This window comes from Mesorhizobium sp. (assembly GCF_017306585.1).
Classification (GTDB): domain Bacteria; phylum Pseudomonadota; class Alphaproteobacteria; order Rhizobiales; family Rhizobiaceae; genus Mesorhizobium.
The window spans coordinates 1-17,290 of record NZ_JAFKIC010000126.1 but is presented as its reverse complement, the minus strand read 5'-3'; the positions used below and the strand labels follow the sequence as shown (position 1 = coordinate 17,290).

At 64.5% G+C, this 17,290-nt stretch carries 8 protein-coding genes; 2 read left to right on the top strand and 6 right to left on the bottom strand.

The window, feature by feature from the left end:
- Nucleotides 1-218: 218 nt before the first annotated feature.
- The 6 genes from J0I79_RS11440 to hutI form a co-directional block, all read right to left on the bottom strand.
- Nucleotides 219-8,852 (bottom strand): glucoamylase family protein, encoded by an 8,634-nt coding sequence (locus J0I79_RS11440; protein ID WP_292857834.1) that lies wholly within the window; start codon nt 8,850-8,852, stop codon nt 219-221.
- Nucleotides 8,853-9,141: 289 nt separating this feature from the next.
- Entirely contained in the window at nt 9,142-9,720 is a 579-nt protein-coding gene (locus J0I79_RS11435; protein WP_292857831.1) for a HutD family protein, read from the bottom strand.
- A gap of 2 nt (nt 9,721-9,722) precedes the next feature.
- Nucleotides 9,723-11,393, bottom strand: coding sequence for a urocanate hydratase (hutU, locus tag J0I79_RS11430; protein ID WP_292857828.1), 1,671 nt, complete (start codon nt 11,391-11,393; stop codon nt 9,723-9,725).
- A 34-nt stretch (nt 11,394-11,427) separates the two neighbouring features.
- Nucleotides 11,428-12,243 carry an N-formylglutamate deformylase gene (hutG, locus tag J0I79_RS11425; protein ID WP_292857826.1) on the bottom strand — a complete coding sequence of 272 codons (816 nt, stop codon included), beginning with the start codon at nt 12,241-12,243 and terminating at the stop codon, nt 11,428-11,430.
- A gap of 52 nt (nt 12,244-12,295) precedes the next feature.
- Complete coding sequence (hutH, locus tag J0I79_RS11420; RefSeq protein ID WP_292857823.1) at nt 12,296-13,831, bottom strand: histidine ammonia-lyase; 1,536 nt, start codon at nt 13,829-13,831, stop codon at nt 12,296-12,298.
- Nucleotides 13,828-15,057 carry an imidazolonepropionase gene (gene hutI / locus J0I79_RS11415; protein ID WP_292857820.1) on the bottom strand — a complete coding sequence of 410 codons (1,230 nt, stop codon included), beginning with the start codon at nt 15,055-15,057 and terminating at the stop codon, nt 13,828-13,830. The genes hutH and hutI overlap by 4 nt, the downstream gene beginning before the upstream one ends.
- A gap of 99 nt (nt 15,058-15,156) precedes the next feature.
- Between hutI and J0I79_RS11410 the strand changes: the two genes are divergently transcribed.
- Together J0I79_RS11410 and hutC are read left to right on the top strand one after the other, a co-directional pair.
- Nucleotides 15,157-16,512, top strand: coding sequence for a formimidoylglutamate deiminase (locus J0I79_RS11410; RefSeq protein ID WP_292857817.1), 1,356 nt, complete (start codon nt 15,157-15,159; stop codon nt 16,510-16,512).
- A gap of 6 nt (nt 16,513-16,518) precedes the next feature.
- On the top strand, nt 16,519-17,265 hold the full coding sequence (gene hutC, locus J0I79_RS11405; protein WP_292857813.1) for a histidine utilization repressor: 747 nt from the start codon (nt 16,519-16,521) through the stop codon (nt 17,263-17,265).
- Nucleotides 17,266-17,290: the final 25 nt, after the last annotated feature.

The following is a 17,290-nucleotide window of genomic DNA, read 5'->3' as shown; positions in this document are numbered from 1 at the left end:
GACGTGATCACCTAACGGTTTGAGATAAAAGGTGAAATGCCAGCCTTGCGGCGAAATCATGGCAGCGGCCGGCCACTGCCACATTTTTAAGCACAACAGGCTGCCCAAGAGTTGGTCCGAGGGCAGCTGGAAGGCGTGGCGGCGGTTCGCACGCAAGTAACAATGGACGGCTTCGCGCGCCCCGAAGGACGCGCGAAAACCTGACCAAGCCTCTGATTTTACGCGGGTATCTTGACCACTATATCGGTCTGAGCGCCGGCTTTCGGCTCGAAGGAAGCGGATTTTGTTTTCGAACCGTCGACTTCAAGCGAGATGGTCTTGGTCTTTTTGTCGCGAACGACATGAACCTTGATCTCGGCGCCCAGCATCTTGAGCGAGGCCTGATAGCCCTCCCAGTGACTGGGCAGTTTCGGCCGAAACGTGATCTGCTTGCCTCGGCGCTCGATGCCGAGGATGCCTTCTACCGCAGCGCGGTATAGCCAACCCGCCGAGCCCGTGTACCAGGTCCAGCCGCCGCGCCCTCCCTTGTTACCGACCGCACTGCCGTCAGCGGCATAGATGTCGGCCGCGACCACATAAGGTTCGACGCGATAATGCTCGGTCGAAGCCTCGTCGAACGCGTGATTGACCGGGTTCAGCATCGAGAAGCAGCGGTAGGCTTCGTCGGTCAGCCCCATCTCGGCCAGCGCGATCACGAACCACGTGGCGGCATGGGTGTACTGGCCGCCGTTCTCGCGTACGCCCGGCGGATAGCTCTTGATGTAGCCGGGGTCCTTGTCCGTCCTGGAGAAGGGCGGCGTGAACAGCTTGACGATCTTGAGCTCATCATCAACGAGCAGCCTTGTCGCCTGCTGCATCGCGGTCGTCGACCGCGCCGGATCGCCCTCGCCCGACAGCACGCTCCAGGACTGGGCGATGGAGTCGATCTTGCACTCCTGCGAGGTGCGCGATCCCAGAGGCGTGCCGTCGTCGAAGCTGCCGCGCCGATACCACTCGCCGTCCCACGCGGTGCTCTCGAGCGCTCGCTTCAGGGCATCGGCATGCTTTGCCCAGGCCTGGGCCCGCTTGGTGTCGCCCTCGCTCTTGGCGACGGCGGCGAAGTCGCCAAGCGTCTTCAGCAGGAACCAGCCCAGCCAGACGCTTTCGCCCTTGCCGTGTTCGCCGACACGGTTCATGCCGTCATTCCAGTCGCCGCCGAGGATCAGCGGCAGGCCGGCAGGGCTGCTGCGCTTGATGGCCAGATCGAGCGCGCGGGCACAGTGATCGTAGAGCGATACGGTCTTCTTCGAGACTTCCGGGGTGAAGAAGGCATCATGCTCGCCCTCGCCCAGCGCCTGTCCATCGATGAAAGGCAATTGCGCCTTCAGGATGCCGGCGTCGCCGGTCACCGTGAGGTAGCGGGCCGTGGCGTGAGCGAGCCATACGACATCGTCCGAGATCATCGTGCGTACGCCGGCTCCGGTGCGCGGCAGCCACCAGTGCTGCACATCGCCTTCCGGGAATTGCCGCCGCGCGGCATTGAGGATCTGGTCGCGCGCCAGCGTCGGATCATGCGCCAGCAATGCCAGCGTATCCTGCAGCTGATCGCGGAAGCCGAAGGCGCCGCTGGCCTGGTAGAAGGCCGAGCGGGCGCGGATGCGGCAGGCAAGGCTCTGATAGGGCAGCCAGTGGTTGACCATGGCATCAAGCGCCTTGTCCGGCGTCTCGACCTGGATGGTGTCGAGGAAGCCGCGCCATTCGCGCTCATTGTCGGCCAGGCGCTGGTCGAAATCCTTGTCCCTATGCTTCTGGACCAGCGCGCTCGCCTGCTCGGAAGACTCGGCGTCGCCGAGCAGCCACAGCAGCGTGACATCGCCGCCGGCCGGAATCTCGACATCGCGGGCGATCGCCGCGCAAGGATCGTCCCCTGCCTCGACACGGCCCGACAGCGCCGCACCGCTCAGCACCGACTGCGGCAGCTCGCTGGAACCATGCCGCCCAAGGAACTCCGACCGGTCCGTCGTCACCGAATGGACTCCGGTGTCGGCGGCGAGGAAGGCCACCCGCTCGCTGAAATCGAGCCCATAGGGATTTTGCGCCAGCAGCGCGCCGGTGGCGCCGTCGCGGGACGGCACGATCGTTGCCGCCGTACGCGAGCGATGTCCGCCAAGCACCCATTCGGCATAGGCATAGATACGCAACCGCGCCGGTACCGAGCCCGAATTCTGGACGCGCAGCCGGGTGATCTTCACCGGATCGATGGGGTCGACGACATGGGTCAGGTCCATCGACAGCGGTCCGCGCTTCGAGCGGAACGTCGAGAAGCCCTGGCCATGCCAGGCCTCGTAGGTCATCGAGGGATCGCGCACCACGGCGGCGAGCGGCGAGAACGCCTTGCCGCTGGCCTGGTCGTAGATATAGACGCCCTCGCCGGGCCGGTTCGAGACCGGGTCGTTCGACCACGGTGTCAACTGGTAGTCGCGGCTGTTGCGGCTCCAGGTGAAGGCGGCGCCCTCAGCCGAAGTGTGGAAGCCGAAGGAGGCGTTGGAGACGACATTGATCCAGGGCTGCGGCGTCGTGCGCCGGCCGGCCAGACGCACGACATAGTGCCGCCCATCGCCGTCGAAACCGCCAAAGCCGTTCCACTGGGTGAGACCTGAACCATCCGCGCTGACATCCGCCACCGCCGGCGAAGCAAACGCATGCGCCATGGGCGCCGGAACCTGCGTTTCGCGAGGGCCCGGCAATCCGGCCGGCTGCAAACCGTCGCGAGCCTGCAGGGCGGCGGCTTCGGCCCGTTCGATCTGGTCGAAGATGGTGCCGTTGCGGGTGTGCAGCACCACGCGGGCGACGGCGAGCAGCGTCTTGTAGGTGGTTTCTTCCATCAGATCGCGGCGCACCGCGAAAATGTGCTGGCGAGGCCCGAGTTCCTTGCCGCGCAAGCGGCTGTTTTCGCACAGCGTTTCCACCGCGCGCTGCAGGTCCTGAACGTAGGAAGAGGCCTGCTCGTTGACGACCACGAAGTCGATCATCATGCCGCGGGTGCGCATATATTCCTGGAAGCGCAATGCCTGGGCAACGATCTCCAGATCGGCAACGTCGCCGATCCTGACCAGGAAGATCGGGAAATCCCCCGAAATGCTGGTCGGCCACAGACTCGATTGCTTGCCCAGCCCCGAGGCGATTGATTCGGCCGGCAGGCGCAGGAACGGATCGGGATAGATCAGGTAGCGCGCCAGTTTCTGGACGTTGGCGGCATCGGTCAGGCTCAAACCCATATGGCGGGTCTGCACCTGGCTGCGCGTCCAGGCCAGCATCGCCTGGCGGGCAAAGCTCTCCTGATGGTCGAGGCGGTTGATCGCTTCCTCCAGTTCGGAACGGTTGGCTCCGACCACGGTCCAGAAGGTCAGCGAGATCTTCTTGTTTGCCGGCACGCGCACCTGGCGTCGCAACGAGGCGATCGGATCGAGCGTGAAGCCGGAATGGCCGCCGAGCCTGGCGCCCGGATCGAACGCGGCGGCGTCGACGATGGTGCGGCCGCGGCCAATGAAGGCTCGTCTGTCGGTCTCGGCCTCGGCATCGCGCGCCGGTCCGGACGGATCGGTGACGAAATGCACCAGCGAAATGTCGGGCTCATTGGTGTCGCGCTTGCGGCGCGTGGCGAAGATCGCCCCGTTATTGCCTGCGATTTCCGTTTCCACGAACATCTTCGAGAAGGCCGGATGCGCGTTGTCGGACGCCTCGGAGCCCAGCACCAGTTCGGCAAAGGAGGTCACTTCGATGTGGCGGTCGGAGGTGCTCTCATTATAGAGCGTGACCCGCCGCCCCTCGCCATTGCCTTCCGAGATGACGATACACTCGACTTCCGAGCGCAAGGTGCCGACCGATTTGACGAAACTCGCCTTGTCGTCGGAGAACAGGGTCTGGGTCTTCTCCTCCACCGCGCGCTTGGGTTCTGAAGTCGCCGACCACCAGTCGCCCGTGGTGACGTCGCGCAGGAAGATGTAGGAGCCGAGCCTGTCTTCCACCGGGTCTGGTTGCCAGCGGGTGACCGAAAGGTCCCCCCAGCGGCTGTAGCCGGAGCCCGTCGCGGTCACCATGACCGAATAGCGGCCGTTCGACATCACATTGGTCGACCGCAGCGCCCGCAGGGGATCGAGCACGATACGGGTGTCGGGGCTCTCGACCTCGGTTTCGTCCTTGGCGCGCTCATCCGCTTCTGTGCGCACAGTCGCGGTCGGGATGTCGCGCGGTGCCCTCTCCTGCAGCAGAAGTTCCGCCGATTCGATGACCGGATCGCTGTGGAAACGGTCGCGCAGGCGGCCTTCGAAGATGGCGTCGGCGACCGCGGCGATCGACATGCCGGAATGGTGGGCATAGTAGTTCAGCACGACGGCGTGGTTGGTGCCCTCGGGCACGCGCTGCGGCGTGAAATCGACCGCATCATAGTAGCCGTGCGGGCCCATCGCTCCAATTTCGCGCAGACGCGCCAGATTGTGCACGGCTTCACGCGGGTTGAACTGCGCCGCCAGGATGGTGGCATAGGGTGCGATCACGGTGTTCTGACCAAGGCCGCGCTTGAGCCCGAGGCCTGGCACGCCGAAATTGGTGTACTGATAGGTCAGTTCCCGGTCGCGGGCGTTGTAGGCCGCTTCCGAGATACCCCACGGCACATTCTTCTGACGGCCATACTGGATCTGACGCTTGATGATCAGTTTGCTGGTCTGGTTGAGGATAGACCCTTGCGGCTCCTTCATGACCAGCGGCGGCATCAGGTACTCGAACATCGAGCCCGACCAGGACATCAGCGCGCCCTGGAAGCCGATCTCGACGATGGGACGGCCAAGGCGGAACCAGTGCTCGGTCGGCAGGTCGCCCTTGGCGATCGCGAACAGGCTGGTCAGGCGGGCTTCGGAGGCGAGAAGATCGTAGCAGCTTTCGTCAAGTTGATGCTCCTCGACCCGGTAGCCGATCGACAGCAGCTTGCGCTCCGGCCGCATCAGGAAGGCGAATTCCATTTCGAAGGCGAAACGGCGCGTGCGCTCGCGCAAGGTGAGTAGTTTGGCGCGCAGCGCCTCGACGGCGTTTTCGTCGCTATGGGCGTCGTGCACATGCGCCTCGCAGGTGGCTTCAAGCCTGGCCGCCCAGTCGACGATGACGTCGCTCTGGGCCGACGCCGCCTCGGTATGGATGGCGGTCGCCAGCTTGCGGATTTCACCCGCCAGCACGGCAAGATTGATAGTGCGGATCGAGGCCATTTCCGGCTGCGCCTTGATTGTATCGACCGCGCGCCGCATGCCGTCGAGGCGGTCGACGAGGCGCTGGCGCAGCGGCCTGAGCTGGCGGCGGTCGTCCGGCAGTTCATCCAGGCTTTCGCTGAGGATGGTCACCGTATCGAGTATGCCCTCGAAATCGCCCTGCAGGTGAACGGAGGGGGCTTCCGCCCATTCGGCGCAGGCGGCCGCGACGGCCACCAGATGGCCGGCGAGATTGCCGCTATCGACGGCCGAAATATAAAGCGGATAGAGCGGCTTCAGCGTCGTGGTGTCGTACCAGTTGAAAAGATGGCCGCGGTGGCGCGGCATGCTCTCAATCGTCGTCATGGTGGCGTCGATGCGGGTGATGGCATCGGAAAGGCTTATCCAGCCGAAATCGCGCGCCGACACGACAGACAGGAGATAGACGCCGACATTGGTCGGCGAGGTGCGCGGCGCCACCACGGGAGCCGGGCTTTCCTGGAAATTGTCGGGCGGCAGATTGTGGTGTTCTTCGGTGACGAAGCTTTCGAAATAATGCCAGGTGCGACGCGCCACGGTGCGCAGCGCGTGGATATCGGCCTGCGATATGCGCAGCCGGTCCTCGGTTTCGGCCGAGCGGCTGATCCAACTGGCGATCGCCGGCGAGCCTATCCAGAACAAAGCGAAGAAGAAGGCGACAAAGGCGCCGGTGGAATCGGCGAGCACCGGAATGGCGAGGCCGACAAAGCCGATGATCACGGCGCCATACATCATGCCATAGTAAGAGCCGACATCATTGTCGCCCGCCTTGTGTGCCTGCGAGGCGGTACGCCATTCCAGGAGGTTCTGGCGGCTGACGAACAAGCGGTAGAGCGTGCGCACGATGGCATCGCCCATCATCCAGGCATTGTGCGCCATCAGCACGATCTTGATTGCCACCATGGCGGTGCCGAAGGCAACGTCGCGGGCGAGCGCCGAGAAATGGCCGCGCGGCGTCTGGTCGCCGCTCTTGGGCAGGATGGCGTTAACGACGTCGAAGGTTGGCGCCATGAACAGGCTGAGGATGAGCAGGGCCTGCCATTGGGCAGCCTGCGTGAAGGGCAGCAGCGTCCACCCGGCGATGGCGGCCATGACCCAGAAGATCGGGGTCAGCGAACGGCGCAGATTGTCGACCATCTTCCAGCGCGACAGCGCGGGAACCCCGGAGCGCGGATCGAATATGAAGCCGAGAAGCTGCCAGTCGCCCCGCGCCCAGCGGTGGTGGCGCGAAGCATCGACCGAATAGCGGGTCGGATAGTCCTCGACCAGTTCGACATCGGTGACGAGTGCCGCGCGCGCCAGCGCGCCCTCGAGCAGGTCGTGGCTGAGAATGGTGTTTTCCTCGATGCGGCCCTGCAAGGCAGCCTCGAAGGCATCGACGTGGTAGAGGCCCTTGCCGGTAAACGAGCCGTCGCTGAAGACATCCTGGTAGAGATCCGAAACGGCGAAGACATAAGGGTCGAGGCCACGATTGGCCGAGAAGACGCGCTGGAAGAACGAGGCCTCGTCGCCACTGGTCAGCGAAGCCGTGATACGCGGCTGCAGGATCGTATAGCCGGCGGTCACGACACGCTTGACCGGGTCGAAATGCGGCCGGTTGAGCGGGTGACAAAGCTTGCCGACCAGCGTCGCCACCGCATCGCGGGTGGTGCGCGTGTCAGCGTCGAGCGTCATCACATGGACTACCTTCTCCGGCAGCGGGACGCTGAGCGGCAGGAAGGTGGTGTCGCTGTCGCCGCGCAGCAGGAGATCGAGCTCATGCAGCTTGCCGCGCTTGCGCTCCCAGCCCATCCAGCAGCCTTGCGCGGCATTGTAGAGCCGGCGCCGGTGCAGGATATAGAAGCGCGGGGCGCCCTCCGAAGGGTAACGCGCGTTGAGGCGGGCGATCTCGGCGCGGGCGTACTCAAGAATCTCCGTGTCCGCCGCATCGATCTCGGTCTTGCTGTCCGGCCAATCCGACAGCAGCGCGAAATGGATCTCGTCAGCCAGATTGGCCAGGTAATGCACTTCGATGTTGCGGATGTTCTCCTCGACATCGTCACGCGAGCCGATCAGCGAGGGCACCACGACCAGCGTGCGTGCCTCCGGCGGCACGCCGTGCCTGTAGTCATAACCGATCAGGCGTGTCGGCTTGAGGAACAGCGAGACCACGGTGTTGAAGAAGGCCAGCGCGCCCTCGCTCGCCGGCACGGCAAACAGAGCCAGCATCAGGACGATCGACGGTACCGACAGGCCCAGATGAGCCAGCGCATTGCCCGAAAGCACGAGCAGCAAGGCGGTGAGCGCGAAGACCGGCAGGACAATGCCAAGCCAGCCGGTCTTGGCAAAGGCGCGCTTGACCGTCTGGCTGACCGTGGGCCTGTAACCGATGGCCTTTTCCAGTTCCAGCCGTCGCGGGCCGACGAGGAAGAAGCCGACATCCGTGTGCGCCGAGGGCGCCGGCACGGGTTCGGCGCCCTCGCCGATCGTTGCCGCCTCGCTGGCGGCGCGTTCGCTGGCTGCCCGTTCGCTGGCGGCTTGGCCTGCCAGTTCGATCGCCTTTTCGGCGACACGATATTCCGAGAGATCCGAGCGGCGGGCCAGTTCCTCGATCGCGGTGCGGTATTGATCGCGCGAGAAGAAATCAAGCGCGGCGAAATCGGTGCGTTCGCGCAGCACCGTGTCGATGCGGCTGACGCCTTCGAACCAGACCGTCCAGTCGACGTCGTTGATGAGGCGCAGGCCGCGGATGATGTTGCCGGTCGTCACATTGCCGCTGGACAGCGTCTGATGCTCGGAGATGATGATCTCCTCGGCATCGGAGCCGGTCTTTTCCAGTTCGCCTTCCAGCCACTCAAGCGCCTTGCCGGCATTCTGCGACCCATCGCGCAGGCGATAGAGCAACTGGGTGGCAAAGGTGGTGTCCTGCGCATGCGCGCCGAAATTCGCCAGGATCGCCTGACGGTCCGGATTGTCGTCCGTCGCCAGCACCTTGTCGGCCACATCGTTGGCGATCTGGCGCATCTGCCGGGTGCGGTTGACCCTGACGGCCAGCCGGCGGAGGTTTTCGATCAGAACAAAGCGCAACAGCGACGGCAGCGCCCAGAGTTCACCGATCTTCAGCGGCTCGACGGATTGAAATCCCTGGACGATGGCCTTGAACATGGTCGCCGAGACGGAACTGTCCGAATGCGCGACATAGGTCCAGGCGAGCGCCAGCGCACGCGGCACGGTGCCGCCATCGGGCAGTTTCAGGGTCGGCAATTGGCGATAGAAACGGCGCGGCAGATCGCGCTTGACCTGGAAGATCGTCTCCTCGACCAGGTAATTGTTGTCGAGCAGCCATTGCGCGGCCGGCGTGATCGTTTCCCCCTTGGCCTGCGCCGCATTGGTGGAGCGGTAGACTTCGAGGATCTTCTTGGCGCTGTCGCGGATGCGGGCCTGGAAATCGAACGGGATCAGGCCGAACAGGTCGGTGAGATCGCCCTTGGCCAGGCTCTCGCCCAGCACTCGGAGACGTTCCTCCGGCAAATAAGTCGATCTTATCGGCTCTTCCGTGACGGCCGGGAAGCTCGCGCTCGTCTTCTCGATCTGGGCTGGGTTCGTCTGGATGTTCATTGAAAATTCCGTATGCGGGCGGGTCGCGGCGTCACCGCCACGGCAATGGCCCTAAAACCGGTTCAAATGCAATTGGTTGCATAAACCCCTATGCCGAAAGTTTGTTTCCGCACCACGACAGGGGCGTCATCTTTCGACCAAACTCAAAGACGAGCGCCCCTCGCTCTCGTTGGGATCGATCGACGGAGAGGATTCAGGCTTTTTCGTGATGCCGGGACGAGCTTACGCTATATTTCGCCGGCGTCGCGATCATGTTTGGAAACAGGCGGTAACCGTTGGCGCGAAAGCGTCAGGCCGCGGGCATTATCCGGATGACGAACAGGGTCGCATCCCCGGCGGGTTCGACCCGCAATGTCGGGGCATCCCGCTCGAACAGCAGCGTGTCGAGCGGCCCGAGACGGGTGTGCCCTGAGCTTGGGAAAATGGCTTCACCATTGTGACAAAGAATGAGGGTCGGGCCGACCTGGCCTCCGATTTCCATCGGCGCCGAGATGGTCAGGCGCTCGACCGAATGCAAGACGCGCCCGCGACGGGTCATAACGTTGAGATCGGTGATCGGGCCGGCAATCAGTGCGGCACTGGTCGGCAGATCGGCTGGAAACGAAAACGGCGCTGACGAGGCCGTCAGGCGCGCCGGCGGCTGGCCGGCGACGTCGAGCACGATCCCCTCCCCTTCCAGCACCGATAGCGTGCGATCGATGCCAGCAAAGCTGGAGAATGGCCCGCTGCCCTCGACGCGGGCCATCGAGACGCGCCACTCGAAATCGTCCAGCCCGGAACCCTCGGGCGAAACGATAATCTCGGTCGTCGTGCCGCCGCCGTTCTTCCACGGCATGACGCGGTAGTCGGCGGCACGAAGAACGCGCATGGTCAGCCCAATATGCCCGGCAGGTTGAGCTGATGCTCCTTGGCGCATTGAATGGCGATGTCGTAGCCGGCATCGGCGTGGCGCATGACGCCCGTCGCCGGGTCGTTCCACAGGACGCGCTCCAGGCGCTTGGCCGCTTCCGGCGTGCCGTCGGCGACGATGACCATGCCGGCATGCTGCGAGAAACCCATGCCGACGCCGCCGCCATGATGCAACGACACCCAGGTGGCGCCCGACGCGGTGTTGAGCAGCGCATTGAGCAGCGGCCAGTCGGACACGGCATCCGTGCCGTCCTTCATGGCTTCCGTCTCGCGGTTCGGCGACGCAACGGAACCGGAATCGAGGTGATCGCGGCCGATGACAACAGGCGCCTTGAGTTCGCCCTTGGCCACCATCTCGTTGAAAGCGAGGCCCAGCCGGTGACGGTCGCCGAGACCGACCCAGCAGATGCGTGCCGGCAACCCTTGGAACGAAATGCGCTTGCGCGCCATGTCGAGCCAGTTGTGCAGATGGGTGTTGCCCGGCGTCAGTTCGCGCACCTTGGCGTCGGTCTTGTAGATATCTTCGGGATCGCCGGAGAGCGCGGCCCAGCGGAACGGACCGATGCCACGGCAGAACAGCGGGCGGATATAGGCCGGCACGAAGCCGGGGAAGGCAAAGGCGTTCTCAAAACCCTCGTCCTTGGCGACCTGGCGGATGTTGTTGCCGTAGTCGAGCGTCGGCACGCCGGCATTCCAGAAGGCCACCATGGCCTCGACATGCTCACGCATGGACGCGCGGGCCGCCTTCTCGACAGCCTTGGGGTCGCTGACGCGCTTCTCGCGCCATTCGGCCATCGTCCACCCTTTGGGCAGATAGCCGTTGATGGGATCGTGGGCGGACGTCTGGTCGGTGACCATGTCGGGGCGGATGCCGCGCCTGAACATTTCGGGCACGATCTCGGCGGCATTGCCGAGCAGGCCGACCGACTTCGCCTCGCCGGCCTTGGTCCAGCGCTCGATCATCTCCATCGCTTCGTCGAGCGTCTCGGCCTTCTCGTCGACATAGCGGGTGCGCAGGCGGAAATCGATCGAATCCGGATTGCACTCGATTGCCAGGCAGCAGGCGCCGGCCATGACGGCGGCGAGCGGCTGGGCGCCGCCCATGCCGCCAAGGCCGCCGGTCAGGATCCACTTGCCCTTGAGATTGCCGTTGTAGTGCTGGCGGCCTGCCTCGACGAAGGTTTCGTAGGTGCCCTGCACGATGCCTTGCGTGCCGATATAGATCCACGAGCCGGCCGTCATCTGGCCGTACATCATAAGGCCCTTCTTATCGAGCTCGTTGAATTTTTCCCAGGTCGCCCAATGCGGCACGAGGTTGGAGTTGGCGATCAGCACGCGTGGGGCGTTGGAATGGGTCTTGAAAACGCCGACCGGCTTGCCTGACTGCACCAGAAGCGTCTCGTCCTCGCCCAGCGTCTTCAGCGAGGAGACGATACGGTCGAAGTCGTTCCAGGTGCGCGCGGCCCGGCCGATGCCGCCATAGACGACCAGTTCGTTCGGGTTCTCGGCAACCTCGGGATCGAGATTGTTCATCAGCATGCGCAACGGCGCTTCCGTCGTCCAGTAGCGGGCGTTGAGCTTGTCGCCGCGCGGCGCACGGACTTCGCGTATGTTGTGGCGGGGATCGGTCATGTCGTCACTTCCCTTTCAAGATGGCGGCGAGGCGTCAGCGCTCAGCCCAGGAAATCGCGGTTTGGAGAATAGTCTTCAGTGTCGCGCGGATCGGCGCGGCATAAGTCGCGTCATAAGGCACCGGCCAGTTGTCGGGCGTGCCCTTCTCCTCGGGCTCACGCATATAGCCGCGGTTGGAGAGCTCCATCTGCAGCGCGTGCACGCCGTTCTGGGGCTGGCCAAAGCTCCGGGTTATCCAGCCGCCCTTGAAGCGACCGTTGACGACCCAACTTTCGCCGGTGCCGGCGAGGATGGCCGCGACCTTTTCCTGCAGCGACGGGTCGGTGCTCTTGCCGTCATTGGTACCGAGATTGAAGACCGGCAGCGTGCCTTCAAAAAGGCGCGGCAGCACCGAGCGGATGGAGTGGCAGTCGTAAAGCACGATCTTTTCGTGGATGCCGCGCAGCCGGTCGATCTCGGTCTGCAAGGCGGAATGGTAGGGCACGAAATAGGTCTCGCGCCGCCTGTCAATCTCCGACGGGCTCGGCTCCTCGCCCATGCGATAGATCGGATCGCCGTCGAACGTGTCCGTGGGGCACAGGCTGGTCGTCGCCTGCCCGGGATAAAGCGAGACACCGGACGGGTCGCGATTGACATCGATGACAGTGCGCGAGATCGCGGTATGGACGATGGTCGCGCCGAGATCGCTGGCGAAGTCATAGAGGTTGTCGATCCACCAGTCGCAGTCGCGTCGGCCGAGCCAGGTCGAGACGAGACTATTGTCGATGCCGGCAAGGTCTATGCCGGTGTGCGGGATCGACACCAGCAAAGGCGCGGTGCCTTGCTTTACCGTCAGCCAGGAAGGCGTCATGCGAGACCTCCCCGCGTTGGAGCTCTACAGCGCCCTGTCAAGGCTAGCTGTCTCACGACGCAATTCCCGGCAGTGTAACGGCGCTCGCCGCCTTCACAGCAGCGCCGCTACGCACCATGGCGATCGCCTTTTCCATGTCAGGGTGGAAATGGCGGTCATTGTCGAGATGCGGAACTTCGGCCCGCACCAGCTTGCGGACGGCTTCTAGAGCCTCGCTTGAGGTGAGCGGCTGGTGGAAATCACAGCCTTGTGCTGCGGCCAGCAACTTGATGCCGATCACGGCAGTCGCGTTTTCCACCATGCCGATCAGCCGGCGCGCGCCGTGGGCAGCCATCGAGACATGGTCTTCCTGGTTGGCTGAGGTCGGGATGGAATCGACTGATGCCGGATAGGCCTTCTGCTTGTTTTCCGAGACAAGTGCGGCCGCCGTCACCTGCGGGATCATGAAGCCGGAGTTGAGGCCGGGCTTCGGCGTCAGGAAGGCCGGCATGCCCGACAGCGCCGGATCGACCAGCATGGCGATGCGGCGCTCCGACAGCGAGCCGATTTCGCAGACGGCGAGCGCGATCATGTCGGCGGCGAAGGCCACCGGCTCGGCATGGAAATTGCCGCCGGAAAGCGCGGTATCGTCATCGGCGAAGATCAGCGGATTGTCGGTTACGCCGTTGGCCTCGGTCTCCAGCGTGTCGGCCGCCTTGCGCAGCACGTCGAGCGCGGCGCCCATCACCTGCGGCTGGCAGCGCAGGCAATAGGGATCCTGCACGCGCTCATCGCCAACACGGTGCGATTCCCTGATCGCGCTGCCGGCCATCAGGTTGCGCAGCGCATCAGCCGTCTCGATCTGGCCGCGATGCTTCCTGAGCAGATGGATGCGCGGATCGAAGGGAGCGTCCGAACCCTTGGCGGCGTCGGTCGACAGTGCGCCGGCGACCAGAGCCGACTGGTAGAGCACTTCGGCCTCGAACAGGCCGGCCAGCGCGAAAGCCGTCGAGAACTGGGTGCCGTTGAGCAGTGCCAGCCCCTCCTTGGCGCCAAGGGTGACCGGTTCCAGCCCGTGCGAGACAAAGGCGACCTTGGCCGGGAAACGGCCATGCGGGGTAAAACACTCGCCGACACCGATCATGACAGCCGTCATATGCGACAGCGGCGCGAGGTCGCCGGAAGCGCCGACGGATCCCTGCGCCGGCACGACCGGAATGACGTCATTGGCCAGCATCGCTTCGAGCAGTTCGATGGTCTCGGCGCGGACGCCGGAGGCGCCCTGCGCCAGGCTGGCGAGCTTCAGCGCCATCATCAGCCGGACGACGGCGACCGGCATCGGCTCGCCGACGCCGGCGGCATGGGAGAGCACGATGTTGCGCTGCAGCGTTTCGAGATCGCTTGCCGGAATGCGCACGCTGGCCAGCTTGCCGAAGCCGGTGTTGATGCCATAGACCGGCTCGCCCTTGGCGACGATGCGCGCGACAGCCTCGGCACTGGCCTTGATCTTTGGCCGGCAGGCGGCGTCGAGCTTCGGCACGGCGCCCCGGTAAATGGCGCGCCAGTCGGCCAGCGTTGCATTGCCAGGCTTCAGTACGAGTTCGGTCATTGTCCTCTCCAGATGCGGGCATGGAGCGGGTTGAAGCCCATGCGGTAAACGAGTTCAGCCGGACGCTCGATGTCCCAGATGGCGAGATCGGCGGATTTTCCGGCTTCCAGCGTGCCGGCCTTGTCGAGCAGACCCAGCGCGCGGGCGGCCTCGCGCGTGACGCCAGCCAGGCATTCATCGACGGTCATGCCGAAGAGCGTCGCAGCCATGTTCATGGTCAGCAGCAGCGACGTCAGCGGCGAGGTGCCGGGATTTGAGTCGGTAGCGACAGCCATCTTCACGCCGTGGTGGCGGAACAGCTCGATCGGCGGCTTCTTGGTTTCGCGGATAAAATAGAACGCCCCGGGCAGAATGCCGGCCACGGTACCGGCCCGGGCCATTGCCTCGGCGCCCGCCTCGTCGGTGTATTCGAGATGATCGGCCGACAACGCGCCATATCGGGCGGCGAGTTCAGCGCCATGCAGGTTGGAAAGCTGGTCGGCATGCAGCTTCACCGGCAGGCCGAGCGCTTTTGCCTTGTCGAAAACGCGGGCCATCTGTTCCGGAGAGAAAGCGATGCCTTCGCAAAAGCCATCCACCGCATCGGCCAGGCCTTGGGCGGCAACTGCCGGCAGGATTGTTTCGGCGACCAGATCGATGAAGGCATCCTTGTCGCCCTTGGCTTCGGGCGGCAGTGCATGGGCGGCCAGACATGTTGTGCGTATGGTGACCGGGCGTTCCTCGCCCAGCCGGCGGGCGGCGCGCAGCGATTTCTTCTCGTTTTCAAGATCGAGGCCGTAGCCTGACTTGACTTCTACTGATGTGACGCCTTCGGCGATCAGCGCATCGAGGCGCGGCAGCGTCTGGGCGACGAGCTCGCTCTCGCTGGCCGCACGCAGTGACTTGACCGAGGAGACGATGCCGCCCCCTGCCCGCGCCACCTCTTCATAGGTGGCGCCGGCCAGCCGCATCTCGAACTCGTTGGCACGATTGCCGGCATAGACGAGATGCGTGTGGCAGTCGATCAGACCCGGCGTGATCCAGCGTCCTTCGCAATCGACCGTCTCGGCGCCATGCAAGGCAGCAGCCGGCATATCGGCTTCGGCGCCGGCATAGATGATGAGCCCGTCGCGAACAGCGATCGCGCCCTTCTCGACGATACCGAGACCAGGCGCGCCCTGCGCCAAGGTCGCCAGCCGCGCGTTGCGCCAGAGCCGAAGCCCGCTCTTCCTGTTTTCTCCACCCATCATCTTTTCCATTTGAAAGGATGGCGATTATGTATATACATATTGAAACGCGACGCAAGTGGCATCATCGCGCTTGCATTCGAATTCGGGAGTTTGGACGTGACGGCGATCTTTGCGGAACAGGCACTGCTGCCCGGAGGCTGGCAGGACAATGTGCGGATCACCCTGGAGGGCGGACGCATAGCCACGGTCGAGGCTGGCACATCCGCCCATGCCGGTGACGAACGCCATTCCATCCTGCTGCCCGGCATGCCCAATCTGCACAGCCACGCCTTCCAGCGCGGCATGGCGGGCCTGGCCGAGTTGCGCGGCCCCTCCGCCGACAGTTTCTGGAGCTGGCGCGAGGTGATGTACCGCTTCGCCTTGTCGATGACTCCCGATCAGGTCGAGGCCGTGGCCGCCCAGCTCTATGTCGAAATGCTGGAAGCCGGCTTTTCGCGCGTCGGCGAATTTCACTACCTGCACCATGACCGCGACGGGACACCCTACGCCAACCTCGCCGAAATGGCCGAGCGCATCGCTGCCGCGGCCGGCGACACGGGCATCGGCCTGACGCTGCTGCCGGTATTTTACGCGCATTCCGCCTTTGGCGGCGCAACGCCGAACGATGGCCAGAGGCGATTCATCAACGACGTGAATCGCTTCGCCCGGCTTGTTGAACAGAGCCGGGAAGCCGTTCGCTCCTTGAATCAAGGCGTGGTCGGCGTCGCGCCGCACAGCCTGCGTGCGGCAACGCCCGAAGAACTCCGTGAGGTCGCCGCCATGGCGCCGGGCGGACCGATCCACATCCACGTCGCCGAGCAGGTGAAGGAGGTCGAGGATTGTCTTGCCTGGTCCGGCGCGCGCCCGGTCGAATTCCTGCTTGGCCATGCCACGGTTGACAAGCGCTGGTGCCTGATACACGCCACCCACATGACCGAGGCGGAAACCGTCGCGATGGCCCGGAGCGGCGCGATTGCCGGTCTTTGCCCGATCACCGAGGCCAATCTGGGCGACGGTACTTTCGCGGCGCCGCTGTTCATCGAACATGGCGGCCGCTTCGGCGTCGGCTCGGATTCCAACGTGCTGATCGGGCTGCCCGATGAATTGCGCCAGCTCGAATATTCGCAACGCCTAGCCCACCGTGCCCGCAATGTCCTGGCGCGTGCCGGTGGCTCGACCGGGCGTGCGCTGTTCGATGCGGCGCTCGATGGCGGCAGCGTCGCGCTCGGCGCCGGGCCGGCACGGATTGCCGCCGGCGATGCGGCGGACTTCGTCTCGCTCGATGCCGGCCACCCCTCGCTTGCCGGCAAGGCGGGCGACGCGATCCTCGACGCCTGGATCTTCGCCAACGGCAGCAAGGTCGACTGCGTCTGGGTGCACGGGAAAAAACAGGTCAGCGGCGGCAGGCATGCCAAGCGTGACGCGATCGCGAAGCGATTCCGCGACGTGATAACCTCGCTTTCGCAAGGCTGATACCCGATGAGTCTTGTCGAGACAGACGATGCCGAGGCCAGCGAGACCATCTCGCTGCATCAGCGTATCCTGTCCGACATCAGGGAAAAGATACTTTCGGGCGCCTGGCCGCCAGGCCATCGCATTCCGTTCGAGCACGAACTGACGGATGAGTACAATTGCTCGCGCATGACGGTGAACAAGGCGCTGTCACAACTCGCCAAGGCCGGGTTGATCGAGCGGCGGCGGCGCTCGGGCAGTTTCGTGCGCCAGCCGCAGTCGCAAGCGGCTGTGCTGGAACTGCATGACATCAGGATCGAGGTCGAAGCGCTCGGGCTGCCCTATCGCTACGAGCGACTGGAACGCGTCAAACGGCGCGGCAATGCCGAAGACAGGACGCTGTTGGGGCTCTCCGCTCCTGGCCCGGTGTTGAGCCTCGAAGGCCTGCATTTTGCCGGCGAGCGGCCGTTCGCCCTCGAGCAGCGGCTGATCAATCTGTCAGCCGTGGCGGAGGCCGGGGACGAAGAGTTCGTTGAAATCGCGGCCGGCCCCTGGCTGATCGGCCGCGTGCCCTGGAGCGAGGCCGAGCACCGTATCCGCGCCATGGCCGCCGACGAGAACACCGCCGACGCACTGGATATCGATCCCGGCGCGCCTTGCCTTGTGGTCGAGCGCCGCACCTGGAGCGCGGAGCACCCGGTGACGCATGTCCGCTTCATCTATCCTGCGGAAAGCCACACGCTGGTGGCGCGGTTCACGCCCTCGCAGGGGTAGCACCAACGCCCCCTTCTCCCCTTGC

Coding starts and splice junctions, on each gene's coding strand:
- hutU (WP_292857828.1), bottom strand. CDS start 11,393: ATGACCGATCCCCGCCACAACATACGCGAAGTCCGTGCGCCGCGCGGC.
- hutI (WP_292857820.1), bottom strand. CDS start 15,057: ATGGGTGGAGAAAACAGGAAGAGCGGGCTTCGGCTCTGGCGCAACGCG.
- hutC (WP_292857813.1), top strand. CDS start 16,519: ATGAGTCTTGTCGAGACAGACGATGCCGAGGCCAGCGAGACCATCTCG.
- J0I79_RS11440 (WP_292857834.1), bottom strand. CDS start 8,852: ATGAACATCCAGACGAACCCAGCCCAGATCGAGAAGACGAGCGCGAGC.
- hutH (WP_292857823.1), bottom strand. CDS start 13,831: ATGACCGAACTCGTACTGAAGCCTGGCAATGCAACGCTGGCCGACTGG.
- J0I79_RS11435 (WP_292857831.1), bottom strand. CDS start 9,720: ATGCGCGTTCTTCGTGCCGCCGACTACCGCGTCATGCCGTGGAAGAAC.
- hutG (WP_292857826.1), bottom strand. CDS start 12,243: ATGACGCCTTCCTGGCTGACGGTAAAGCAAGGCACCGCGCCTTTGCTG.